The organism is Stenotrophomonas sp. (genome assembly GCF_032066555.1).
In the GTDB taxonomy this organism is placed as follows: Bacteria; Pseudomonadota; Gammaproteobacteria; order Xanthomonadales; family Xanthomonadaceae; genus Stenotrophomonas.
This window is the reverse complement of record NZ_DAMBKV010000001.1, coordinates 521,544-543,585: the sequence shown is the minus strand read 5'-3', so window position 1 is coordinate 543,585 and position 22,042 is coordinate 521,544. Positions and strand designations below refer to the sequence as shown.

Annotated in this window: 23 protein-coding genes; 16 read left to right on the top strand and 7 right to left on the bottom strand. The window is 64.8% G+C overall.

What is annotated here, in order from left to right:
- Positions 1–10 precede the first annotated feature (10 nt).
- From RT131_RS02510 to RT131_RS02500, 3 genes are all read left to right on the top strand, one after another.
- Entirely contained in the window at positions 11–613 is a 603-nt protein-coding gene (locus tag RT131_RS02510; RefSeq protein WP_313169938.1) for a short chain dehydrogenase, read from the top strand.
- Positions 613–3,393: a methionine synthase gene (metH, locus tag RT131_RS02505; protein ID WP_313169936.1), complete on the top strand. Its 2,781-nt coding sequence runs from the start codon at positions 613–615 to the stop codon at positions 3,391–3,393. Before RT131_RS02510 ends, metH begins: the two co-directional genes overlap by 1 nt.
- A 73-nt stretch (positions 3,394–3,466) precedes the next feature.
- Positions 3,467–4,150 carry a hypothetical protein gene (locus RT131_RS02500; protein ID WP_312916724.1) on the top strand — a complete coding sequence of 228 codons (684 nt, stop codon included), beginning with the start codon at positions 3,467–3,469 and terminating at the stop codon, positions 4,148–4,150.
- Between the two features lie 10 nt (positions 4,151–4,160).
- Here RT131_RS02500 and RT131_RS02495 read toward each other — a convergent pair whose 3' ends face one another.
- Positions 4,161–5,051, bottom strand: a complete 891-nt coding sequence (locus tag RT131_RS02495) for a LysR substrate-binding domain-containing protein (RefSeq protein ID WP_313169934.1) — start codon at positions 5,049–5,051, stop codon at positions 4,161–4,163.
- A gap of 104 nt (positions 5,052–5,155) precedes the next feature.
- Here RT131_RS02495 and RT131_RS02490 point away from each other — a divergent pair, with 104 nt between their 5' ends.
- From RT131_RS02490 to RT131_RS02475, 4 genes are all read left to right on the top strand, one after another.
- Positions 5,156–5,827 (top strand): ankyrin repeat domain-containing protein, encoded by a 672-nt coding sequence (locus tag RT131_RS02490; protein ID WP_313169932.1) that lies wholly within the window; start codon positions 5,156–5,158, stop codon positions 5,825–5,827.
- 53 nt (positions 5,828–5,880) lie between these two features.
- Positions 5,881–7,332 carry an amidohydrolase family protein gene (locus RT131_RS02485; protein WP_313169930.1) on the top strand — a complete coding sequence of 484 codons (1,452 nt, stop codon included), beginning with the start codon at positions 5,881–5,883 and terminating at the stop codon, positions 7,330–7,332.
- Positions 7,333–7,592: 260 nt separating this feature from the next.
- Positions 7,593–8,780 carry an MFS transporter gene (locus tag RT131_RS02480; RefSeq protein ID WP_313169929.1) on the top strand — a complete coding sequence of 396 codons (1,188 nt, stop codon included), beginning with the start codon at positions 7,593–7,595 and terminating at the stop codon, positions 8,778–8,780.
- A 64-nt stretch (positions 8,781–8,844) separates the two neighbouring features.
- Entirely contained in the window at positions 8,845–9,381 is a 537-nt protein-coding gene (locus RT131_RS02475) for a hypothetical protein (RefSeq protein WP_313169927.1), read from the top strand.
- A 68-nt stretch (positions 9,382–9,449) separates the two neighbouring features.
- On the opposite strand, the gene RT131_RS02470 is transcribed toward RT131_RS02475, so the two are convergent.
- From RT131_RS02470 to RT131_RS02450, 5 genes are all read right to left on the bottom strand, one after another.
- Positions 9,450–10,115 (bottom strand): DUF2058 family protein, encoded by a 666-nt coding sequence (locus tag RT131_RS02470; RefSeq protein WP_313169925.1) that lies wholly within the window; start codon positions 10,113–10,115, stop codon positions 9,450–9,452.
- An 8-nt stretch (positions 10,116–10,123) separates the two neighbouring features.
- The gene (locus RT131_RS02465) at positions 10,124–10,363 is read right to left on the bottom strand and encodes a SlyX family protein (protein ID WP_313169923.1); all 240 of its coding nucleotides are present in this window, start codon (positions 10,361–10,363) and stop codon (positions 10,124–10,126) included.
- Positions 10,356–11,705: a UDP-glucose/GDP-mannose dehydrogenase family protein gene (locus RT131_RS02460; protein ID WP_313169921.1), complete on the bottom strand. Its 1,350-nt coding sequence runs from the start codon at positions 11,703–11,705 to the stop codon at positions 10,356–10,358. Before RT131_RS02460 ends, RT131_RS02465 begins: the two co-directional genes overlap by 8 nt.
- 25 nt (positions 11,706–11,730) lie before the next feature.
- Complete coding sequence (locus RT131_RS02455; protein ID WP_313169919.1) at positions 11,731–12,711, bottom strand: FKBP-type peptidyl-prolyl cis-trans isomerase; 981 nt, start codon at positions 12,709–12,711, stop codon at positions 11,731–11,733.
- Between the two features lie 85 nt (positions 12,712–12,796).
- Positions 12,797–13,363 carry a glutathione peroxidase gene (locus tag RT131_RS02450; protein WP_313169918.1) on the bottom strand — a complete coding sequence of 189 codons (567 nt, stop codon included), beginning with the start codon at positions 13,361–13,363 and terminating at the stop codon, positions 12,797–12,799.
- Between the two features lie 128 nt (positions 13,364–13,491).
- On the opposite strand from RT131_RS02450, the gene RT131_RS02445 reads away from it, so the two are divergent.
- The 7 genes from RT131_RS02445 to RT131_RS02415 all read left to right on the top strand — a co-directional run bounded on the left by RT131_RS02445 (position 13,492) and on the right by RT131_RS02415 (position 17,904).
- Positions 13,492–13,734, top strand: a complete 243-nt coding sequence (locus RT131_RS02445; protein WP_313169916.1) for a hypothetical protein — start codon at positions 13,492–13,494, stop codon at positions 13,732–13,734.
- 3 nt (positions 13,735–13,737) lie between these two features.
- Entirely contained in the window at positions 13,738–14,100 is a 363-nt protein-coding gene (locus RT131_RS02440) for a GntR family transcriptional regulator (RefSeq protein WP_062166162.1), read from the top strand.
- Positions 14,097–14,969: an ABC transporter ATP-binding protein gene (locus tag RT131_RS02435; RefSeq protein ID WP_313169913.1), complete on the top strand. Its 873-nt coding sequence runs from the start codon at positions 14,097–14,099 to the stop codon at positions 14,967–14,969. Before RT131_RS02440 ends, RT131_RS02435 begins: the two co-directional genes overlap by 4 nt.
- Positions 14,966–15,946, top strand: coding sequence for an ABC transporter permease (locus tag RT131_RS02430; RefSeq protein ID WP_313169912.1), 981 nt, complete (start codon positions 14,966–14,968; stop codon positions 15,944–15,946). Before RT131_RS02435 ends, RT131_RS02430 begins: the two co-directional genes overlap by 4 nt.
- Before the next feature lie 21 nt (positions 15,947–15,967).
- Positions 15,968–16,792 (top strand): DUF4097 family beta strand repeat-containing protein, encoded by an 825-nt coding sequence (locus tag RT131_RS02425; protein WP_313169910.1) that lies wholly within the window; start codon positions 15,968–15,970, stop codon positions 16,790–16,792.
- A 29-nt stretch (positions 16,793–16,821) separates the two neighbouring features.
- Entirely contained in the window at positions 16,822–17,406 is a 585-nt protein-coding gene (locus tag RT131_RS02420; protein WP_313169908.1) for a DUF2884 family protein, read from the top strand.
- Between the two features lie 69 nt (positions 17,407–17,475).
- Entirely contained in the window at positions 17,476–17,904 is a 429-nt protein-coding gene (locus RT131_RS02415) for a hypothetical protein (protein WP_313169907.1), read from the top strand.
- A 219-nt stretch (positions 17,905–18,123) separates the two neighbouring features.
- Here the strand turns inward: RT131_RS02415 and RT131_RS02410 are convergent, their stop codons facing one another.
- Positions 18,124–19,533, bottom strand: a complete 1,410-nt coding sequence (locus tag RT131_RS02410) for a class II fumarate hydratase (RefSeq protein WP_313169905.1) — start codon at positions 19,531–19,533, stop codon at positions 18,124–18,126.
- Between the two features lie 204 nt (positions 19,534–19,737).
- Between RT131_RS02410 and purB the strand changes: the two genes are divergently transcribed.
- Positions 19,738–21,120, top strand: a complete 1,383-nt coding sequence (gene purB / locus RT131_RS02405; protein ID WP_313169903.1) for an adenylosuccinate lyase — start codon at positions 19,738–19,740, stop codon at positions 21,118–21,120.
- A gap of 311 nt (positions 21,121–21,431) precedes the next feature.
- A complete protein-coding gene (locus RT131_RS02400; protein ID WP_313169901.1) occupies positions 21,432–21,941 on the top strand; it encodes a DUF3060 domain-containing protein in 510 nt (169 codons plus the stop codon).
- Positions 21,942–22,042 lie beyond the last annotated feature (101 nt).

The window sequence follows — 22,042 nt, the reverse complement described above, 5'->3', positions numbered from 1 at the left end:
GGATTCAGCGATGAAGAAGATCCTGCTGGTCGGTGCCAGTGGCACCCTGGGCTCGGCGGTTGCACAGCATCTGCGGCAACAACATCAGGTCATCACCGCCTCGCGCTCGGACCCGCTGCACAGCGTCGATCTGGGCAGCGACGACAGCGTGATTGCGCTGCTGCAGGCAGTCGGCCCAATCGACGCCATCGTCGCCACCACCGGCAGCGTCCACTTCGGGCCATTGCCGGAAATGAGCACGGCACAGTTCGCACAAGGGCTGCACGACAAGCTGCTGGGCCAGGTGCGTCTGGCCTTGCTCGGCCAGCACCATCTGCGTGACGGCGGCAGCATCACCTTGACCACCGGCATCCTCACCGAACAACCGATCGCCCAGGGCGCCAACGCCACCAGCGTCAATGCCGCCATCGAAGGTTTCGTCCGCGCCGCCGCCCTCGAACTGCCGCGCGGCCTGCGCATCAACGCGGTAAGCCCCAGCGTGCTGAGCGAAGCGCTGGATGCCTACGGCGACTTCTTCCCCGGCTTTGAACCGGTTTCCGCCGCCCGCGCCGCACTGGCCTACCAGCGCAGCATCGATGGCATCGCCAATGGACAGGTTTTCAAGGTCTGGTAATGAGCAACGACACCGCAACCCACTACACCCGCCTGTCCGGCCTGGAGCCGCTGGTCATCACTCCTGACCTGTTGTTCATCAACGTCGGCGAGCGCACCAACGTCACCGGTAGCGCACAGTTCCGCAAGCTGATCAAGGAAGAGCGCTACGAAGAAGCCGTGGACGTTGCCCGCCAGCAGGTGGCCAGTGGCGCGCAGATCCTCGACGTCAACATGGATGAGGGCCTGATCGATTCGGAGAAAGCGATGACCCGCTTCCTCAACCTGATCATGTCCGAGCCCGACATCGCGCGTATCCCGGTGATGGTCGACTCGTCCAAGTGGAGCGTGATCGAAGCCGGCCTGAAGTGCCTGCAGGGCAAGAGCGTGGTCAACTCGATCTCGCTGAAGGAAGGCGAAGCGGCCTTCATCGAACACGCCCGGCTGGTGCGCCGCTACGGCGCCGCCGCGGTGGTGATGGCCTTCGACGAAGTGGGCCAGGCCGATACCTGCGAACGCAAGGTGGAAATCTGCACCCGCGCCTACCGCATCCTCACCGAAGACGTGGGTTTCCCGCCGGAAGACATCATCTTCGATCCCAATATCTTTGCCGTGGCCACCGGCATCGAGGAACACGACAACTACGCGGTGGACTTCATCGAGGCCACCCGCATCATCAAGCGCACGCTGCCGCACTGCCATGTGTCCGGCGGCGTGTCGAACGTGTCGTTCTCGTTCCGTGGCAACGAGACCGTGCGCCAGGCCATCCATTCGGTGTTCCTGTACCACGCCATCAAGGCCGGCATGGACATGGGCATCGTCAACGCTGGTGCGATGCCGATCTACGACCAGCTCGACCCGGAACTGCGCGAGCGCGTAGAGGACGTGATCCTCAACCGTCGCGCCGATGGCACCGAGCGCCTGCTGGAGATCGCCGAACGCTACAAGGGCAAGAAGGGCGAGAAGAAGGTCGAGGACCTGGCTTGGCGCGAACGCCCGGTGCGCGACCGTCTGGCCCATGCACTGGTGCAGGGCCTGGATGCCTGGGTAGAGGAAGACACCGAGGAAGCCCGGCAGCAGGCGGCGCGTCCGCTGGACGTGATCGAAGGCGCGCTGATGGACGGCATGAACGTGGTCGGCGACCTGTTTGGCGCGGGCAAGATGTTCCTGCCGCAGGTGGTGAAATCCGCGCGCGTGATGAAGAAGGCCGTGGCCTACCTGCTGCCCTTCATCGAGGAAGAGAAGGCACGCACCGGCGATGTCGGCAAGTCCAACGGCAAGATCATCATGGCCACGGTCAAGGGTGACGTGCATGACATCGGCAAGAACATCGTCGGCGTGGTACTTGCCTGCAATAATTTCGAAGTGGTCGACCTTGGCGTGATGGTGCCGGCGCAGAAGATCCTGGATGCCGCCCGCGCCGAGAACGCAGACATCATCGGCCTGTCTGGGCTGATCACGCCGTCACTGGAAGAAATGAGCCACGTCGCCAGGGAAATGCAGCGGCAGGGCTTCGAGATGCCGCTGATGATCGGCGGTGCCACCACTTCGCGCGCACACACCGCCCTGAAGATCGATCCGTTCTACAGCGCACCCACGGTGTGGGTGAAGGACGCCTCGCGTGCGGTAGGTGTTGCGCAGTCGCTGATCTCGCGCGAGTTGCGCGACAGCTTCGTCGCCGCCAACGACGCCGACTACGCCGATATCCGCCAGCGCCACCGCAACCGCGGCGACGCCAAGCGCCTGGTATCGCTGGAGCACGCACGCGGCCAGCGCTTCACCTGCGACTGGAACCAGTACACCCCGCCGACGCCGAACCAGCCGGGCGTGCATGTCTTTGACAACTATCCGCTGGAAGACCTGCTGCCGGTGATCGACTGGACGCCGTTCTTCCAGGCCTGGGAACTGGCAGGCAAGTACCCGGCCATCCTCACCGATGAGATCGTGGGCCCGCAGGCCAGTGATCTGTTCAAGGATGCGCAGGCCATGCTCAAGCGCATCGTGGATGAGAAGTGGCTGACCGCGCGGGCGGTGTTTGGCATCTGGCCGGCAAACAGCAACGGAGATGATGTCGTGCTCACCCTTCTCCCGCGCGGAGAAGGCATCGCTTCGTCCCTTCTCCCGCCTGCGGGAGAAGGTGCCCGAAGGGCGGATGAGGGCAAGCTCTTGGCTCCATCGCTTGACCAACGCACCCTGCACTTCCTGCGCCAGCAGGTCGACAAGCCGGCCGAGCGCCCGGACTTCTGCCTGGCCGACTTCGTCGCGCCCGCAGACAGCGGCAAGCAGGACTGGATCGGCGCCTTCGCGGTTACCGCCGGCATCGGCATCGATGAACACGTTGCCCGCTTCGAAGCCGACCACGACGACTACAACGCCATCCTGCTCAAGGCCCTGGCCGACCGCTTGGCCGAAGCCCTGGCCGAGCGCCTGCACCAGCGCGTACGCACGGAATTCTGGGGCTATGCCAAGGACGAGCAGCTCGACAATGAGGCCTTGATCGCCGAGAAATACAGCGGCATCCGCCCGGCCCCAGGCTACCCGGCCTGCCCCGAACACAGCGAGAAGCAGACCCTGTTCCAACTGCTCGACGCCGAGGGCATTGGCATGTCGCTGACCGAAAGCTTCGCCATGCTGCCCACCGCCGCGGTATCCGGTTATTACTTCAGCCACCCGCAGAGCCAGTACTTCGTGGTCGGCCGGGTATCGCGCGAACAGGTCACCGATTACGCCAGGCGCAAGGGCGTGGAGCGGGCACAGGTGGAGCGCTGGCTGGCCTCCAACCTGGATTACGATCCGGAATGATCCGCCGCTGCCGGCGCGCACAGGCGCGCTGGCAGCCTCTATCCTGCAGCCATCCTTCCAGACGCCCTGCCCCATGCAAAGCCGCAATGCCGAGCTGATCCGCAAGCACGCCGCGCCCGGCCGCATCGGCCTGTGCGGTACCGATGACTGGGTCGGCAAGGCCATCCGCAAGGCACAGGCACCGCTCACCCAGGATGGTCATCGCAGCCTGTGGTCGCACGCCTTCCTGTTCAGCGAGCAACGCCTGGACGGCCATTGGTGGGTACTGGAATCGGACCTGGACCTGCGCAATCGCCAGCTCCGCCTCGGCGCGCAGGAGAACCGCGCCGATCGTTACTTCGACGATGAGGCCTTCCCCAACCTGGCCATCCTCGATTTCGGCCTGGATGCGGCACAAACCCACAAGGTGCAGGTAGCCGCGCTGGACCTGCTGTCCGGCCTGTCCAGCTATTCGCTCAGCGAGCTGGTCGGCACCTTGTTCGCCATGCACAGCACCCGCCTGCGTCGGCGCAGCAACCTGCTGTCCAAGGAAGGCGCGCTGTACTGCTCGGCGATGGTGCAGCACTGCTATGCCGCTGCCGGCATCGACCTGATGCCTGGCGTGCACGGCAAGAACGTCGCACCGCAGGACATCTACGACTCGGCCCTGCCGCACGGCACCCATTCACTGATCCGCGATCTGGGAATTTCCAGCCTGCGCCGCTTCACCCACAGCGCCAAGGAACTGCTGGATACGCCGGTCGAAGATCTGTTTTGAGGCGACGCACTCAGCCCGGTGCGCCGTCCTGCGCCAGCATTTCAATCAGCAAGGCCGCCAATGCCTTGGCCTCCGGATCGGCGGAGGGCCGGTGCAACAACGCAAGCTCGATGCCGTCAATCGTCGGCAAGCCGCTGTCGGCGCCCAGCACCACATGGCCACTGCTGACCGCGCGCGCAGGCAGCAGACTGATGCCCAACCCATCACAGACCGCGGACTGGATACCGCCGAGGCTGGAGCTGGTGAAGCTGATCCGCCAGCGTCGGCCCAGGCCTTCGATCGCATCGATCATGTCTTCCCGATACATGCCTCGCGGCGGGAAAGCCACCAGCGGCACTGGCTCAAGCGCATAAGCAGGGCTCGAAGCGCTGTCCACCCAGCACATAGGCTCGGGCCAGCAGGCCACCGCCTCGCGACTGCCCCGCCGCTGCTTGACCAGGATCAGGTCGAGCTCGCCGCGCTCGTAGCCTTCGGCCAACGCCCGGCTCAGGCCGCTGCTGACCTCCAGCTTGACCCGCGGATGCAGCCGGCTGAACTCGGCCAGCACCCGCGTGGTGCGGCCTGCGGCGAAGTCCTCGGGCACGCCCAGCCGGATCACCGTGGCGGCACCGCTGCCGGACAGCACTTCGCCCAGCTGTTCGTTCAAGGACAGCATGCGGCGCGCATAGCCCAGCACGGTCTCGCCGATATCGGTCGGCCGCACATCGCGTACCCCGCGGTCCAGCAGGCGGTGTCCGGCCAGTTCTTCCAGCCGCCGCACCTTCTGGCTGATGGTGGACTGGGTGGAATGCAGGCGCGCTGCTGCGGCAGTGAAACTGCCGCAATCGGCCACCATCACCAGCGCCCGCAGCAGGTCCAGATCGAAATAGGCCCTATTTGTTTTTAGAATGGAATCGACCATTACATTTAATTTTACGATAGCTCTATCCACTTGTAGCATCGCCTGCAGGCTCGGGCAAACACCGCAGCCACGCCGCAGCACATGAACTGGAACAAAGGCAGGCAATGATCGTGAACAACTGGATGGCTGCTCCGGCCTTGGCCGCAACCCTGCTCACTTCCTGCGGCGCCAGCAGTGGCGCGGCCGCAGCGGAACAGCTGCAGCAGGCAGCGGAGAAAGGAGACAGCCGCCGCGTCGAGGCCCTGCTGGGCCAGGGTGCCGACATCGACAACCGCGATGCCGCTGGACGCACCCCCTTGCTGATCGCCGTTCGTGCGAAACAGATCGAAACCGCCCGGACGCTGATCGACGCAGGCGCCGACGTCAACGCCAAGGACCGGATGCAGGACAGCCCCTACCTCCATGCCGGTGCCAGCGGGCAGAACGACATCCTGCGCATGACCCTGGCCCACGGCGCCGACCTGCGCAGCACCAACCGCTACGGCGGCACCGCCTTGATACCGGCGGCCGAGCGCGGCCACGTCGCCACGGTGCAGTTGCTGATCGAGGCCGGTGTGGACGTCGACCACATCAACAACCTCGGTTGGACCGCCTTGCTGGAGACCGTCATCCTCGGTGATGGCAGTTCGCGCTATGTCGACATCACCCGTTTGCTGATCGCCGCCGGCGCCGACGTCAACCTCGCCGACGCAGAGGGCGTCACCCCGCTGGCGCACGCCCGGCAGCGGGGCCAACACGTGATCGAGGACCTGCTGCGCAAGGCCGGCGCCCACTGAACCCCGCCCTGTCATCGCCCCACACGGCAATCGCTTACCACTGGAACCTCCTGATGAAGAACACCCTCGGCCTGCTGCTGACGACACTGGCAGCCAGCATCTCCCCCGCCATCGCCGCGCCCTCCCAGGCCGATGTCGTGATCCGCCATGCCACCGTGATCGATGTCGAGCATGGCCGCACCGTGCCCGCGCAGACGGTGGCGATCCGCGACGGCAGCATCGTTGCAGTAACCGACGACGCCGCTGCAGGCGCGCAATGGCAGGCCAGCACCACCATCGACGGACGCGGCCGCTACCTGATTCCCGGGCTGTGGGACATGCACGTGCACTTCGGTGGCGGCCCTGCGCTGATCGAGGAGAACAAGGCCCTGCTGCCGCTGTACGTGGCCCATGGCATCACCACCGTACGCGATGCCTCCGGCGATCTCGCCGAACAGGTGCTGTCCTGGCGCGGGCAGATTGCCAGCGGCCAGCTGTTCGGGCCGCAGCTGTTCACCTCCGGCGCCAAGATCGAAGGCCTGGCACCGGTCTGGAAGGGCACGCTTGAAGCCGGTGACAAGGCCGGCGTGGACGCCGCCCTGGACCGCGAGCAACGCGACCAGGTCGACTTCGTGAAGATCACCGACAGCACCCTGAAGCCGGAGCTGTTCCTGTACGCGGTCAGCCAGGCCAAGGCACGCGGCCTGCGCAGCTCGGGCCATGTGCCGATGGCGCTGACCGTGGGCCAGGCCATCGAGGCCGGCATGAGCTCGATCGAGCACCTGGACTACGCCTTCAAGGCCGGGGTCAAGGACGAGGCTGCGATCGCCGCCGATTTCGCCGCCGGCCGCATCGACCGCGCCGAAGCCAACCGCAGGCTGCATGCCGGCTTCGACCGCGACACGGCGATGGCAGCCTACCGCCGCTTTGCCGAACTCGGCGTCGCCGTGACCCCGACGCTGGATGGCGGCCGCATCATCGACTTCCTCGATGTCGAGCCGCGCGACAACGATCCCTACCTGGCCTATATCGGCCCAGGCCTGCGTGATACCTATGCCTGGCGCGTGGAGCGCGCGGCCAAGGCCACGCCCGCGCAGATCGAGGCCCGTCACGCCCATTACGCGCAGGTTGCCGCCGTGTTGCCGATGCTGCAGGAAGCCGGCGTACGCATCATGGCCGGCACCGATGCGGGCTTTTTGAACTCCTACAACTTCCCCGGCATCGGTCTGCACAACGAGCTGGCACTGTATGTGCGCGAAGGGCTGACGCCGCTGCAGGTACTGCAATCGGCTACCCGCGCCGGCCCGGCCTGGTTCGGCAAGCTGGATCGCTACGGTGCGGTTGCCGCAGGCAAGGCCGCCGACCTGGTTTTGCTGGACCGCAACCCGCTGCAGGACATCACCGCCACCCGCGCGATCAATACCGTGGTGATGCGCGGCAAGGTCTATGACCGCGCCGCACTGGACGCGATGCTGGCCCGGACCAAGGCGCAGGTCGCCGAGTGGAACGCGCAGGCCAAGCCCTGAAGGATGCGCCCTGGCCGTTCATCGGCGTGGCAGCTAGCGTAGCCCGGGTAAGCGCAGCGCACCCGGGGCTGCTATTGCCGCGACGCCAACGCCCCTTGTCGAATCCGACTCCCCGAAGGCGTTGCGCCTGCCGGTGCGGGATCAACGATGCGCAGGCCTGCAGCCCGCGAACTGCCATCGGGTGCCGGCAAAAGGCACAATAGGCGGCAGCGGCACACACCGCTTCCCCTTTGTCTGCCCAGCGCGTCCCGCGCATCTCCATGACGTCCGTTGCCCTGCCATCGCAGGCCGTGCCTACCGCACGGCTGTCGAGCTTCTACTTCTTCTATTACGCCGCGCTGGGTGCCTTCACGCCGTACTGGAGCCTGTACCTGCAATCACGTGAGATGAGCATCACCGCCATCAGCGTGATGATGAGCCTGTGGTATGCCACGCGTGTGGTTGCCCCCAGCACCTGGACCTCGCTGGCGGCGGTATCGCCCCACCCGATCCGCTGGCTGCGGATCGGCTGTGTGCTCACCATTGCCTGCTTCGCCGGCTTCCTGGTGCCCGCACCGCCGTGGACGCTGTATGCGGTGATGATCGCGTTCTGCTTCTTCTACAACGCGGTGATGCCGCAGTTCGAGTCCATCACCCTCACCCATCTGGGCGCGGACAGCCATCGCTACGGCATGATCCGGGTCTGGGGTTCACTGGGCTTCATCGCCGTGGTCACCCTGTTCGGCTGGCTGATCGAAAAGCATGGCGCCAGCCGCTTGCCCTGGATGATGTTGCCGCTGTTCGTGCTGATGACCGGCTCGGCCTTCCTCAACCGCTATGCGCGCAACATCGGTACGCACAGCCATCACGACGGCGGCTTCTGGAGCATCGTGCGGCAGAAGCCGGTGCTGGCGTTCTTCATCGCCGCGTTCCTGGAACAACTCTCGTTCGGGCCGTATTACACGTTCTTCTCGCTGTACATGGACCAGCACGGCTACAGCACCTCGCTGCTGGGGCTGATGTGGACGGTGGGCGTGGTCTTCGAGGTGGCGGTGTTCTTCCTGATCGCCGGCTTCTTCCGCCGCTGGGATGCCAGCTGGCTGCTGATCATCTCCATGGCCAGCGCCGCGCTGCGCTGGTGGGCCACCGCGCTGTGGCCGGAGAACCTGCCGGTGATGCTGGTCGCGCAGACCACCCATTGCCTGGGCTTCGCCGCGTTCTTCGCCTCGGCCATGCAGTTGCTGGCCCGCTATTTCCCGGGCAACCTCAACGGCCACGGCCAGGGCCTGTTCTACGGCTTCTCTTCCGGGCTCGGCGGTGTGCTTGGCGCGCTGATCGCCGGCCAGCTGTGGCGCTTCGGTGATGGCAAGGTCGCCTTCATTGCGGGCGGCTGCTTCGCCCTGCTCGGCACCCTGATCGCCTGGTACTGGCTGCCGCCTTCGCGGCAGGCACGGAGCATGCGCAACTGAACACAGCCGCCCTCGCAGGGTCCTGCTATAACGGCGCAGCACTCACGACACAGGGGGAGTTGTCATGAATCTGCACTACCTGCGATCCATCCCGTTGGCCACCGCCTTGCTTGCCGCACCGGTCATGGCCCACGCCGAGGCAGACCAGACGATCCCCGGGTTCGTCGCCTCCTGCTTCCAGTACCTGGACAAACCCACGGAATTGACCGCCAGGCTGGACAGCGTCGCCCAGCGCCTGGAAGGCAGGTCTGCGGAGAACTTCCTCAAGGGCCGCAAAGGCCGGGCCTGGCTGTTGACGAACGAGGACAAGCTGTACGGCTTTGCTCTTTTCGACCAAGGCATCTGCACGATGACGGCCATCAGCGGCGACCCCGCGGCCATCGCCACCGATTTCATTGATTTCGGCAAGATGGCCGAAGAGAGGTACAAGGTGGAGTGGCAGCCAGTCACCGGGGAATCCGGCTGGGACGAACACGCCTATACCCTGTTCGACCCCGACAACCCCACCGACATCTACCTGCATATGGCGCTGAACAACGCAGCCCACGCACATATCCGTGCCATCGTCAGTGTCGGCCGGATTCCAGACAACAAACCCTGATCAGGCCCCAAAAACAAAAAGACAGGCCAGAAGCCTGTCTCTTCGTTCCCGCTGGATGATCCCAGGCCCTACCAGACCAGATCGTCCGGCACCTGGTACTGCGGATCGGCGTAGGGATCAGCATCTGCAGGAGCATTCGGGTCGACCTTCAGTGCCACGGCCTGGGCAAAAATCGCCTCGGCCTGCGCCAACAGCTCGGCCGTGACCAGCAGATAGCGACCGTTCTGCTGCAGCACGCCGAGCTCGCCGGCGTTGAGCGCCTTGAGCTGTTCGGCGTTGACGTAGATACGCTTGATCTTGCCGCCGTACGGGAAGTGACGTGCGATGTCGGCGTTCGGGTCGTTCAGGCCCTTGTCCTTGATCAGCTCCTCCAGCTTGGCACGGGCCTCGCGCCGTAGGCGCGCTTCTTCCTGCTTGGCCTGTTCGGCCTGGATGCGTTCGTCCTTTTCCTTCTGCGCACGGATCGCGTAAGCCTTGGCCAGGTCGATATCTTCCTGCGAGCGCGGCTTGCGCGGCCCCTGCTGCGGCCTGCCCTGCCCGGGCTTGCCCGGATGGGCAGGCTTGCCGTGCTGGCTCGGCTTGCCCGCATGCGCAGGCTTGTTGCCCGCCTGCGGCCTGCCCTGCGCCGGTTTGCCCTGCGAGCGGCCGTCACGGCGCGCTTCCGGCTTGCGTTCCGGCTTGGGAGCTGGCTTGAAACCCAGCCCGAGCAGCTGGTCGCGAATATTGTCACTCATAGGAAATATCAGTAGTGCGGGGGCGGTGGTTCGTCGGCAGCATCGGCGTACAACGCCGTGCGCACCTTGCCCAGGTCATCAAGTAGGTGGCGCAGCAGATCGGCGTTACGGGTGCCCTGCATACGGGCATCGGCCAACGCTTCACTCATCTCCGCCAGGGCGTGCTCCTGGAAGGAGACGCGCATCTCCAGCTCAACCAGGCGTGCTTCCAGCGCTTGCTCGCGCTGTTCGGAAGTTGATTCATGCATGTACGGAACGTCCTCGACCAATACCGTAATACGCCAGGCCGGCGGCTTCTATTTCAACCGGGTCGTAGAGGTTACGGCCATCAAATACCACCGCATCACCGAGTGCTTCGCGCATACGCGCGAAGTCGGGGCTGCGGAACTGCTTCCACTCGGTGACCACCACCAGCGCATCGGCATCATGCAATGCTGCAAAGGCTGAATCACAGAACACCAGGTCGTCCCGCTCGCCGAAGATGCGGCGCGCCTCGGCCATGGCTTCCGGATCGAACACCTGCACCCTGGCGCCGGCTTCCCACAACTGCGCCAACACGCGGCGGCTCGGGGCCTCGCGCATATCGTCGGTATTGGGTTTGAAGGCCAGCCCCCAGACAGCGAAGGTCTTGCCGCGCACCCCCTCGTCCTCGCCGCGGTCATAGTGGCGCTGGATCAGCTCGAAAAGATGGCCCTTCTGCGCCGCATTCACGGCTTCCACCGCGTTGAGCAGCTGTGGTTGATGACCGTGCTGGGCGGCGGTGCGCGCCAAGGCTTGAACGTCCTTCGGGAAACAGGAGCCGCCATAGCCGGCGCCTGGATAGATGAAGTGCCAGCCGATGCGTGGATCAGAGCCTATGCCCTGCCGTACCTGTTCGATGTCGGCGCCTACGCGCTCGGCGATATTGGCAATTTCATTCATGAAACTGATCTTGGTCGCCAGCATCGCATTGGCGGCGTACTTGGTCAGCTCGGCCGAACGCACGTCCATTTCCACGACGCGGTCGCGGTTGCGGTTGAACGGCGCATACAGGCGCCGCAGTACCGTCACCGCATGCGCGCTGCTGGCACCGATGACGATGCGATCCGGGCGCATGCAGTCCGCGACCGCATCGCCTTCCTTCAGGAATTCGGGATTGGAGACCACATCGAAAGCGATCTCCCGGCCACGTGCCGCCAGCTCTTCAGCGATGGCGGCACGAACCTTGTCCGCGGTGCCAACCGGCACCGTCGACTTGTTGACCACCACCGTCGGCCGCGCCAGATGGCGGCCGATGGTGCGGGCAACCGCCAACACGTACTGCAGGTCGGCGCTACCGTCTTCATCGGGCGGTGTACCTACCGCGATGAAAACCACTTCGCCATGATCGATGGCCTGCGCCGCGTCGGTGGTGAAAGCCAAACGCCCGGAAGCGTGGTTGGCTTTCACCATCGGCTCAAGGCCAGGCTCGTAGATCGGGATGATCCCGCGCCCCAAGCCTTCGACCTTGGCCTGGTCGATATCGACGCAGACCACATCGTGTCCTACTTCCGCCAGGCAGGTCCCGGTAACGAGACCCACATAGCCGGTGCCGAAAATAGCTACACGCATGGTTGCGCCTGCTCCGTGATCAGCCTTACGGCATGATGCCCAGCAATTCGACGTCGAAGCTCAGCGTCGCGTTCGGGCCGATCGGGCCACCCTGGGTGCCGGCTTCGCCGTAGGCCAGTTCGCCCGGAATCCAGAAGCGGTACTTGGAGCCGACCGGCATCAGTGCCACGCCTTCGGTCCAGCCCTTGATGACCTGGTCCAAGCCGAAATCGACCGGCTGGCCGCGCTGGTAGCTGCTGTCGAACACTTCGCCGTTGAGCAGCTTGCCTTCGTAGTTCACACGCACGCGGCTGCTGGCCATCGGGCGCTCGCCGCTGCCGGCGCGCAGCACCTGGTACTGCAGGCCCGAAGCGGTGGTCACCACGCCCGGCTGGGTCTTGTTCTTGGCGAGGAAGGCATTGCCCTCTTCACGGTTGGTCTGCGCTGCCTTGCCGGCCTCGGCCTTCATTTCAGCTTCCTTGGTGGCGCTGAATGCCTGCAGCACGCCCTGTGCCTGCTCGTGGGTCATCAACGGCGTGCCCTTGGCGAACACGGTGGTGACGGCCTGGAACACCGAATCCAGATCGATGTCCTTCTGGATGCGTGCCAGCGACGGACCCACGGCGAAGCTGCCCAGCATCAGGCCGACCTTTTCGCGGTCCACCGACGGCGGCTGGCTGCCCGGTGCCATGCCCGGAACCTGCTGACCCGAACGCACCATCATCAAGGTACGCAGTGCCTGATCGGTCTTCTGAGCTTCTTCCTGCGACAGCAGCGGCTGGCCGCCAGCAAACGCGTTCTCCACGCCACGGCGCAGGGCAGCCACATCCACTTCCGAGGCAATCGGCTCAAACGAGCTGGCCACGTCGATACCGATGGCATAGCCAATCTTTTCACGATCCGAGGTCAAAACAGACTTCTCCTTGGTCGCCGCCGCAGCGGCAGGTTGTTGCGAAAAAACGACCCCGGGGGCCGCCATCGCCAAAATCAGAAGCGACGCAACCGCGCCACGCTTTCCCATCTTCATTCGCTGCATTCCTGGAAGTGAACAAACGCCACCGGCGGCGCGAGGGGCGACATTGTCGCATGCACGCCGCAGATGTCGAGGCGCATCAGCGCTGTGGTGCTGGTGCGGCCAGCGCGCGGTCGATCGCCGCCCGCAGTTCGGGATCATCCGGCTTCACCCGGCTCGGAAACTGTGCCAGCACCTGACCATCGCGGGATATCAGATATTTATGAAAGTTCCATGCTGGCGCCACGCCGCTGATGCGGGTCAGGTCCTGGTAGAGCGGCGTCGTCTCCGGTCCGATTACATGGACCTTCTGGAACATCGGGAATTTCACCCCGTAAGTAAGCGTGCAGAACTCTTGGATCTGCGCCTCACTGCCTGGCTCCTGGCCTTTGAAATCGTTGGACGGAAAGCCCAATACGGCAAAACCACGTGGCGACAGTTCCTGCTGCAATGCCTCCAGCCCCTCGTACTGCGGGGTAAACCCGCACTTGGAAGCGGTGTTGACCACCAGCAATACCTTGCCGCCATACGCGCGATTCAGGTTGATCTCGTCTTTTCCAGCCAACGAACGGTAATTGCGATCCAGCAACGGCCCCGCCAGCGCTTCCAACGCAGCCCCGGAACCCGCAATAAAGGCAATTGAAATCAATAAATTACGAATCTTCATCGGAGTCTCCTCGACGCCACGAGCAGGGTTGGAATGGCATAGGCCATCAGTTGGGTCAGAACCAGTTGCATGTCGGCGTGTCGGTGTTATAGTTGCATACAACACCAGCCACCCTACACAGGGCCTCCATGAACACCAAGCACGGCAGACACGCTCTCCACGCACTGATGGTCACAGGCACCTTGCTGTTGCTGGGCTGCTCCAGTTCCCTCGGCAACGGCCTGGCCGATGCCAGGGATTATGCAGCCCAGGTGGGTGGTGATGGGCAGGATGCCGACGAAAGCCCCAAAACGAAACGACCGGCCCGGCGTATGCGGACCAGCCTTTCGATGCCTTATTTTTCTTTCGCACAGCTGAATTCGCGGAGCTGACCCATGAGCGATATCCAGTGGAGCGATGGCGCTCCCATTTACCGCCAGCTGAAGGATCGCGTCATCGCGATGATGCTGGACGGAATCCTGAAGCCGGGCGACGCCCTGCCATCGGTGCGCCAGGTGGCGGCCGAGTACCAATTGAACCCGATCACCGTCTCACGCGCCTACCAGGAGTTGGCCGACGAGAACCTGGTCGAGAAGCGCCGTGGCCTCGGCATGTTCATGACCGAAGAAGCCGCCCAGAAGCTGCGCGGCAACGAGCGCGACCGTTTTCTCAATGACGAATGGCCGGCCGTGCTGGAGCGCATCCAGCGCCTGGGCCTGACCATGAAAGATTTGCTGCCACCGGGGACCACTCTATGAACGCCGCCGTCGAAGCCGTCGTTTCCGCCAAGGGCCTGCGCAAGGCCTACAAGCAGAAGCCAGCGCTGGACAACACAAGTTTCACCATCGAACCGGGCCGCATCGTCGGCCTGATCGGCCCCAACGGTGCCGGCAAGACCACCGCGCTCAAGGCCCTGCTCGGCCTGACCTCGTTCGAAGGCGACCTGCAGGTACTGGGCATGGATCCGCGCAGCCAGCGCGACGAGTTGATGAATGATGTCTGCTTCATCGCCGACGTCGCGGTGCTGCCGCGCTGGCTGCGGGTCAGGGAAGCCATCGACTTCGTCGCCGGTGTGCACCCGCGCTTTGACCGCGCCCGCTGCGAGCGTTTCCTGGCCAATACCAAGCTCAATCCCAAGCAGCGCGTGCGCGAGATGTCCAAGGGCATGGTGGTGCAGCTGCACCTGGCCCTGGTGATGGCCATCGACGCCAGGATCCTGGTGCTGGACGAGCCCACCCTCGGCCTGGACATCATGTACCGCAAGGAGTTCTACCAGCGCCTGCTGGAGGATTACTTCGACGAACAGAAGACCATCATCATCACCACCCACCAGGTGGAAGAGATCGAGCACATCCTGACCGATGTGCTGTTCATCCGTGATGGCTCGATCGTGCTGTCCTCGGACATGGAAGCCCTGGCCGAGCGTTACACCGAGCTGCTGGCCTCGGCTGACACGCTGCAGGCAGCGCGCGCCCTGGCGCCGATCGAAGAACGTTCCCTGCCATTCGGCAAGACCGTGCTGCTGTTCGACGGCACCGATCGCAACCAACTGACCGCCCTGGGCGAGATCCGCACCCCCGGCCTGGCCGACCTGTTCGTGGCCACCATGAAGGGAACCTACGCATGAACGCCGTTCACAACATCACCCCGCTCGGCAAGTTCAAGTGGCTGCTCAAGCGTGAATACTGGGAAAACCGGGGCGGTTTCGTCTGGGCCCAGGTCATCACCGGCGGCATCGCCATCCTGTTCGCCAGCATCGGCGCGCTGATCGGTGTGTTCGCCGCCCGCAGTTCCGATGGCATCAACCACACCGGCGATGCCAGCGAATACCTCAAGGTCATGGGCGCCTTCGGCGATGGCCTGCTGTTGGCCGGCATCTTCCTGGCATCACTGATCCTGGCCTTCGTGGTGTTCTTCTACGCGCTGGGCAGCCTTTACGACGACCGCCGCGACCGCAGCGTGCTGTTCTGGAAATCGCTGCCGGTGTCCGACACCCAGACCGTCCTGTCCAAAGCGGCCTGGGCCCTGGTATTGGCACCGTTGATCGCGATGGCCATTGGCCTGGCGGTCGGGCTGGTGCTGTGGGTGGTGGCAATGCTGGGCGCTGCGGGCGCCGGCGCCACCAGTCCCTGGGCCATTGCCACCCACTCGCACCCGTTCCGGATCCTTGCGCTGGTCCTGGGCACCCTGCCGATCAGCCTGCTGTGGGCACTGCCAACCGTGGGCTGGCTGATGTTCTGCTCGGCACTGGTGCGTAGCAAGCCGTTCCTGTGGGCGGTGCTGCTGCCGCTGCTGGCCTGCACCATGCTCAGCATCCTCGGCGCCATGCCAGGCGTGAAGCTGCCACTGGGCTGGATCTGGTACACCGTTGCCTATCGTGGACTGCTGAGCGTATTCCCGTCTTCGTGGCTGCCGCGCGGCCTGACCGACACCAACCTCGGTGACAACGACATGCAGACGCCAGCCGATCTGGTGCAATGGCTGCTGCAGCACCACAGCCTTGGCAAGGTAGTCTCCAACCCGGATATCTGGATTGGTGCGATTGTTGGCATCGCTCTCATCGTCGCCGCCATCTATCTGCGCCGCCGTCGCGACGACATCTGACTTTCGATCGGGAGAATGTACATGCACAAGACGTTTGTACTGGCCGCACTGCTGGCGGCCCCGGGCGCCGCCTTCGCCAGCCAGCCCTGCGCTTTTACCGCACCGCAATCGCTGAACCTGGACCTGGGCGGCAGCAAGACCGTGGTGTTCGAAGTCAACAGCCATGACCTGCGCCTGCAGGCCAGCCCCGGCGCGAAAGCCGCCCTCGGCGGACGCGCCTGTGCCTCCAGCCAGGCGCTGCTGGAGCAGTTGTCGCTGAGCCAACGCAAGGTCGGCGACAAGCTGGTGGTGACGCTGGAGCGCAAGAGCCAAGGGCTGAACATCAACCTGGGCAACACCTATGCCTATCTGGACCTGACCGGCAGCCTGCCTGACGACATCCTGGTCCAGCTGAAGGTCGGCTCCGGCGATGCCTCGCTGGCCGGCGCGCAAAGCATGAGTGCCGACGTGGGTTCCGGCGATGTCAGTGCACGTGACATCCGGGGCCTGGCCACGGCCGCGGTCGGCTCGGGTGACGTCGAGTTCCACAACATCGGCGCGCTGTACCTGCTGTCGGTCGGATCGGGCGATGCAAAGATCAACGGCGTGCGCGGCGATGCCCGGGTTGGCAGCGTGGGCTCGGGCGACCTTGAACTGCAGGGCGTGCAGGGTGCGGTGCGCATTGAGAGCATTGGCTCCGGCGATGTCGACGTCCGTGACAGCCGTGGCGCGGTGAGCCTGGGTTCGCTGGGCTCTGGCGACCTGGATGTACGCGGCGCCGCCAGCCTCAAGGTGGACCGGCTCGGCAGCGGCTCGGTGAATCATTCCGGCATCAGCGGCGCCGTCGATCTGCCCAAGAAACGCTAATTCCTTCCAATCGCAACGGAACGCACACCATGAAGATCCTCAACGCATCCCTGCTCGCCCTGGCGCTGGCACTCCCGCTGGCCGCCTGCGGCGAGAAGCCGGCCGCCAATGCACCGGCGACCGACACCACCGTTGGCGCCAAGGTCCGCGAAGCCACCGACAAGGCCCGCAAGGAAATGGCCGAAGGCAATATCAGCATCGGCTCCGATGGTGCCAGGGTCGAGCTCACCCCAGCCGGCGACCTGCTGATCAACGGCGCATCCATCCCGCTCAATGACAGCCAACGCGCCATCACCCTGCGCTATCGCACACAGATGATCGGCATCGCCGAAGCCGGCATCGACATCGGCGTGCAAGGTGCCAACCTGGGTGCGAAGGCCGCGGGCGAGGCGATCAAGGGCATCTTCTCAGGCAACTCCGAGCAGATCGAAGCACGCATCAATGCCGAAGCGGACAAGATCAAGGCCAGTGCCGCCAAGCTGTGCGACCAGTTGCCGGCGCTGATGGCCACCCAGCAGCAACTGGCTGCGGCGGTGCCCGAGTTCAAGCCGTACGCGAAGATGGACCAGGGCGATATCGACGACTGCCGCGATGGCAATGTCCAGATCCCCTGATCTGCGTTCCTGACCGGTGTCTGGTGGGGGCGGTAGAATGGCCTCCCCCGCCGTTGTTGTGCCGACGCCATGAAAAATCTGTTGTTGCTGATCCTCGTTGCCTTCGCCACCCTGGCGACGGGCTGTGATCGCGAGAAGTACGCCGAGCACCGCAGCGAGCGCAGCAAACCCAAGACCGAGGTAACGCTGGAGCGCATCGCGATCCGTCGCGCACCCTACCCGAACCTGGACATCCTGCCCGACGGCCGCCTGCGCGTGGATGACATCGTCATCCCCTTGAATGCCGAGCAGCAGGCCATGCTGCAGACCAGCTTCGTCAAGCTGCAGATCATGCGCCAGAACACCCTGGTGGACGCCGATCCGTCGCTGGCACAGCAGCGCACGCTACCGCTGCAGATCCCCGAAGGCCAATCGCCATTCCCACCAGACCTGGCCAAGCACATTCCCGAGTTCGAGAAGTACGACGAAGCGCTGGCCAACCTGCGCGCCATACGCTGAGCCCCAGCCGCCCCCCAGGCAGCTCGACTAACGCCATGTAGTGCCGAGCCATGCTCGGCAGAGCCTTTACCAACAAAGCCTGCAGAAGCGGCATGCGCCGCGAAACTGCCACCACCCGAAAGGCTCAAAAGCCAAGCCCTCCCCAGCCCTCCCCTTCGCTGCGCGAAAGGGAGGGGGGTAAAGCTGGGCAATGCCGACCATGTGCCGGCACTGCGTTCCTTAATGATCGTGGATACCGCCCAGCGTCAACGCCGCCGGGTCCAGCAGCCGCTTCAGCTCGGCCTCGGACAAGCCGCTGTCTTCCAGCGCCACGTCCAGCACCGGCCGCTGCTCCTTGTAGGCACGCTTGGCAATCGCCGCCGCCTTCTCGTAACCAATGATCGGGTTCAAGGCCGTCACCAGGATGGGGTTGCGCGCCAGCGCCTCCCGCACCCGCTCCTGCTTGACCACCAGGCCGGCGAACACCTTGTCGGCCAGCAGGTTCATCACATTGGACAGCAACTGGATCGAATCCAGCAGGTTGGCGGCAATCAGCGGCAGCGCCACGTTCAACTGGAAGTTGCCGGTCTGCCCGGCCACGGTGATCGCCGTGTGGTGGCCGATGACCTGCGCGGCCACCATCACGGTGGCTTCCGGAATCACCGGATTGACCTTGCCCGGCATGATCGAGCTGCCCGGCTGCAGCGCCGGCAGCTCCAGCTCGCCCAGACCGGCCAGCGGCCCTGAATTCATCCAGCGCAGGTCATTGGCGATCTTGATCAGAGCCACCGCCAGCGCATTGAGCTGACCTGACAGCTCCACCGCATCGTCCTGCGCGGCCAGGCCTTCGAACTTGTTGGCTGCACTTTCAAACTTGACCCCGGTACTGGCCGACAGCGCCCGCGCGACCTTGCCGCCAAAGCGTGGGTCGGCATTGATGCCGGTGCCGATAGCGGTGCCACCCAGCGGCAGCCGGCGCAGGCGCTTCAAGGCGTCCTCGATGCGCCCTTCGGCCGAGGCCAGCTGGGCCGACCAGGCGCCGAACTCCTGGGCAAAGGTCAGCGGCATGGCATCCATCAGGTGGGTGCGGCCGGTCTTGACGATCTTGCCCAGGCCGCGCGCCCGCTTGTCGATGGTCTTGCGCAGGTGCTTGAGCGCCGGCAGCAGCGATTCCATCGTTTCCAGCTGGGCCGAGACGCGGATGGCAGTCGGGATCACGTCATTGGAGCTCTGCCCCAGATTGACGTGGTCGTTGGGGTGCACCGCCGTCTTGCCAGCCTTGCCACTGTGGTTGGCCAGGGTGGCGATGACCTCGTTGGCATTCATGTTGGATGAGGTGCCCGAACCGGTCTGGTACACGTCGATCGGGAAATGCTGGTCGTGGGCGCCAATGGCCACCTCGGTGGCCGCGGACTGGATCGCCTTGCCCACGCCCTTGGGCAGCAGGCCCAGGCCGGTGTTGACCTCGGCAGCGGCGCCCTTGATCAAGCCAAGCGCGCGGATGAAGGCGCGCGGCATGCGCTGCCCGGATACCGGGAAGTTCTGCACCGCGCGCTGGGTCTGCGCGCCCCACAGGGCCTCGGCGGGCACCTGCAGTTCGCCCATGCTGTCGTGTTCGGTCCGGAAACCTGCTTTGGAAACCTTGCTCATCATCAACTCCGCACAATCTCATTGTTGGGGAAGGGAAAGCTGCGGCTGGCGGTGGGCAGATTTCCCGGGCTGGCGGCTACGCCCACCATACCCGCCTGCCCGGGCAAACACATCCGCAGCCGATGGGACAGAACGGCCCGGCAACGGCGATGGCCCGGGCAGCGTAGAATATGCGCCCCCGCCACTGCCCAACTGCACGCCGCCATGACGGATACGTCCCGCCAAGAAGCCGCCCTGCTCGCCCTGTCCCCGCTTGATGGCCGTTATGCCGGCAAGGTCGACGCACTGCGCCCGATCTTTTCCGAGTACGGCCTGATCAAGGCCCGCGTCAAGGTCGAGATCGAATGGCTGCTGGCGTTGGGCGCCGAGCCGGGCATCGCCGAACTGGCTGACTTCTCGGCCAGTGGCAAGGCCAAGCTGCGTGCACTGGCCGACGGTTTCTCGGTCGACAACGCCGCCCGTGTGAAGGAAATCGAGCGCACCACCAACCACGACGTCAAGGCCGTGGAGTACTTCATCAAGGAACAGCTCAAGGACGATGCCGAGCTGGCCCCGGCGCTGGAGTTCGTGCATTTCGCCTGCACCAGCGAGGACATCAACAACCTGTCCTATGGCCTGATGCTGGCCGAAGCCCGCGAAAAGGTGGTCCTGCCGGCCTATGGCGGCATCGCCGCCGCGCTGCGTCAGCTGGCCCATGCCCAGGCCGCGCAGCCGATGCTGTCGCGCACCCACGGCCAGACCGCCTCGCCGACCACCCTTGGCAAGGAAATCGCCAACGTCGTGGCCCGTCTGGAGCGCCAGATCCGCCAGATCGGCGCGGTCGAGCTCACCGGCAAGATCAACGGCGCCGTTGGCAACTACAACGCCCACGTCGTGTCCTACCCGGACGTGGACTGGCCGGCCTTCGCCGAGCGTTTCGTCACCTCGCTGGGCCTGGTGTTCAACCCCTACACCACCCAGATCGAGCCGCACGACAACGTTGCCGAGATCGGCGACGCCGCGCGCCGCGCCAACACCATCCTGATCGACCTGGCCCGCGACATCTGGGGCTACATCTCGCTGGGCTACTTCAAGCAGAAGCTCAAGGAAGGCGAAGTCGGCTCCTCGACCATGCCGCACAAGGTCAACCCGATCGATTTCGAGAACGCCGAGGGCAATTTCGGCATCGCCAATGCGCTGTTCGAGCATTTCAGCGCCAAGCTGCCGATCAGCCGCTGGCAGCGTGACCTGACCGACTCCACCGTGCTGCGCGCCGTGGGCACCGCCTTCGGCCACACCCAGGTGGGCCTGGAGTCGCTGGCCAAGGGCCTGGGCAAGCTGACCGTCAACCCGGAGCGCCTGGACGCCGACCTGGATGCCGCCTGGGAAGTACTGGCCGAAGCCGTACAGACGGTGATGCGCCGCCACGGCCTGCCCAACCCCTATGAGCAGCTCAAGGCCCTGACCCGCGGCCACGGCATCACCGCCGATTCGATGCGCGAGTTCATCGAAACCCTGGAACTGCCGGCCGATGCCAAGCAGCGCCTGCGCGAGCTGACCCCGGGTGGCTATGCCGGCCTGGCTGCGGATCTGGCCAAGGCGATCTAATCCACCGGTAATGTTGGATTGAGCTGCGCCCCTCTTTGACCTTTGAGGCGAGAGGGGCCATCCGCGAAACCGGGCGGGGGCAAAAGCTGCCCTCATCCGCCCTTCGGGCATCCCCGCCTTCGCGGGGACAGGCTCTTCTCCCGTGACCGGGAGAAGGGAAAGAGTCGGCACCACGGCAACGCCCCTGGTCACCGCGCGCCCGCAACTCCCACCTTGGCTGGGCCTGCTCGCCACAGCGCCACACCCACCTAATGAAACCTTCGCAGCCGCTCTGACAGCATCGGACTGACCCCTCAGTCCGGAAATCGCTGATGAAGCAGCCCGTGTTCTACATCGTTCTTGCCAGCGCCCTCAGCCTGACCGCCTGCAACAAACCGTCGCCCGCAACGGCAACAGTCGCGCCGGCGACCACCAACGGCCCGGCAGTCAGCACCCTCACTGACCCTGGCGCGGGCGCACTGTGCGACGGCAAGAACCTGCGCATCAGCCACGACAACAGCAGCCAGGTCATCGACGGCGAATGTGGCGATGTCACTGTGACCGCCTCCAATGGCTCGCTCAATGTCAGCAAAGCCCGCTCCATCACCGTGGAAGGCCGCCAGTTCACCGTGCTCAACGAACAGGTCGACACCATCCGCGTGGTCGGCAGCGACAACGTCCTCAACCTGACCAATGCCCGCCGCATCGACATCAGCGGCAACAACAACATGATCCTGGTCAACGAGACCGCCGAGGTCAGCTTCAGCGGCACCGGCAATACCGTCAACGCCAGCAGCGAGCCCAGGATCGAGGACAGCGGCACCGGCAACCGGGTCATCTGACCATCCTACGGGTAGTGCCGAGCCATGCTCGGCAAGGGCTTTCCCAGCAACAACACCGGTGCTACTAAGGCATGCCCGACAGCGCCACGGCGGCGGGGGCC

Bases quoted from the DNA above. Each gene is read 5' to 3' on its own strand.
- RT131_RS02445 (WP_313169916.1), top strand. From the start codon at position 13,492: ATGAACACCAAGCACGGCAGACACGCTCTCCACGCACTGATGGTCACA.
- RT131_RS02410 (WP_313169905.1), bottom strand. From the start codon at position 19,533: ATGAGCAAGGTTTCCAAAGCAGGTTTCCGGACCGAACACGACAGCATG.
- RT131_RS02400 (WP_313169901.1), top strand. From the start codon at position 21,432: ATGAAGCAGCCCGTGTTCTACATCGTTCTTGCCAGCGCCCTCAGCCTG.
- RT131_RS02415 (WP_313169907.1), top strand. From the start codon at position 17,476: ATGAAAAATCTGTTGTTGCTGATCCTCGTTGCCTTCGCCACCCTGGCG.
- RT131_RS02495 (WP_313169934.1), bottom strand. From the start codon at position 5,051: ATGGTCGATTCCATTCTAAAAACAAATAGGGCCTATTTCGATCTGGAC.
- RT131_RS02430 (WP_313169912.1), top strand. From the start codon at position 14,966: ATGAACGCCGTTCACAACATCACCCCGCTCGGCAAGTTCAAGTGGCTG.
- RT131_RS02510 (WP_313169938.1), top strand. From the start codon at position 11: ATGAAGAAGATCCTGCTGGTCGGTGCCAGTGGCACCCTGGGCTCGGCG.
- RT131_RS02420 (WP_313169908.1), top strand. From the start codon at position 16,822: ATGAAGATCCTCAACGCATCCCTGCTCGCCCTGGCGCTGGCACTCCCG.
- RT131_RS02475 (WP_313169927.1), top strand. From the start codon at position 8,845: ATGAATCTGCACTACCTGCGATCCATCCCGTTGGCCACCGCCTTGCTT.
- RT131_RS02425 (WP_313169910.1), top strand. From the start codon at position 15,968: ATGCACAAGACGTTTGTACTGGCCGCACTGCTGGCGGCCCCGGGCGCC.
- RT131_RS02440 (WP_062166162.1), top strand. From the start codon at position 13,738: ATGAGCGATATCCAGTGGAGCGATGGCGCTCCCATTTACCGCCAGCTG.
- RT131_RS02460 (WP_313169921.1), bottom strand. From the start codon at position 11,705: ATGCGTGTAGCTATTTTCGGCACCGGCTATGTGGGTCTCGTTACCGGG.
- metH (WP_313169936.1), top strand. From the start codon at position 613: ATGAGCAACGACACCGCAACCCACTACACCCGCCTGTCCGGCCTGGAG.
- RT131_RS02470 (WP_313169925.1), bottom strand. From the start codon at position 10,115: ATGAGTGACAATATTCGCGACCAGCTGCTCGGGCTGGGTTTCAAGCCA.
- RT131_RS02465 (WP_313169923.1), bottom strand. From the start codon at position 10,363: ATGCATGAATCAACTTCCGAACAGCGCGAGCAAGCGCTGGAAGCACGC.
- purB (WP_313169903.1), top strand. From the start codon at position 19,738: ATGACGGATACGTCCCGCCAAGAAGCCGCCCTGCTCGCCCTGTCCCCG.
- RT131_RS02480 (WP_313169929.1), top strand. From the start codon at position 7,593: ATGACGTCCGTTGCCCTGCCATCGCAGGCCGTGCCTACCGCACGGCTG.
- RT131_RS02455 (WP_313169919.1), bottom strand. From the start codon at position 12,711: ATGAAGATGGGAAAGCGTGGCGCGGTTGCGTCGCTTCTGATTTTGGCG.
- RT131_RS02490 (WP_313169932.1), top strand. From the start codon at position 5,156: ATGATCGTGAACAACTGGATGGCTGCTCCGGCCTTGGCCGCAACCCTG.
- RT131_RS02435 (WP_313169913.1), top strand. From the start codon at position 14,097: ATGAACGCCGCCGTCGAAGCCGTCGTTTCCGCCAAGGGCCTGCGCAAG.
- RT131_RS02500 (WP_312916724.1), top strand. From the start codon at position 3,467: ATGCAAAGCCGCAATGCCGAGCTGATCCGCAAGCACGCCGCGCCCGGC.
- RT131_RS02450 (WP_313169918.1), bottom strand. From the start codon at position 13,363: ATGAAGATTCGTAATTTATTGATTTCAATTGCCTTTATTGCGGGTTCC.
- RT131_RS02485 (WP_313169930.1), top strand. From the start codon at position 5,881: ATGAAGAACACCCTCGGCCTGCTGCTGACGACACTGGCAGCCAGCATC.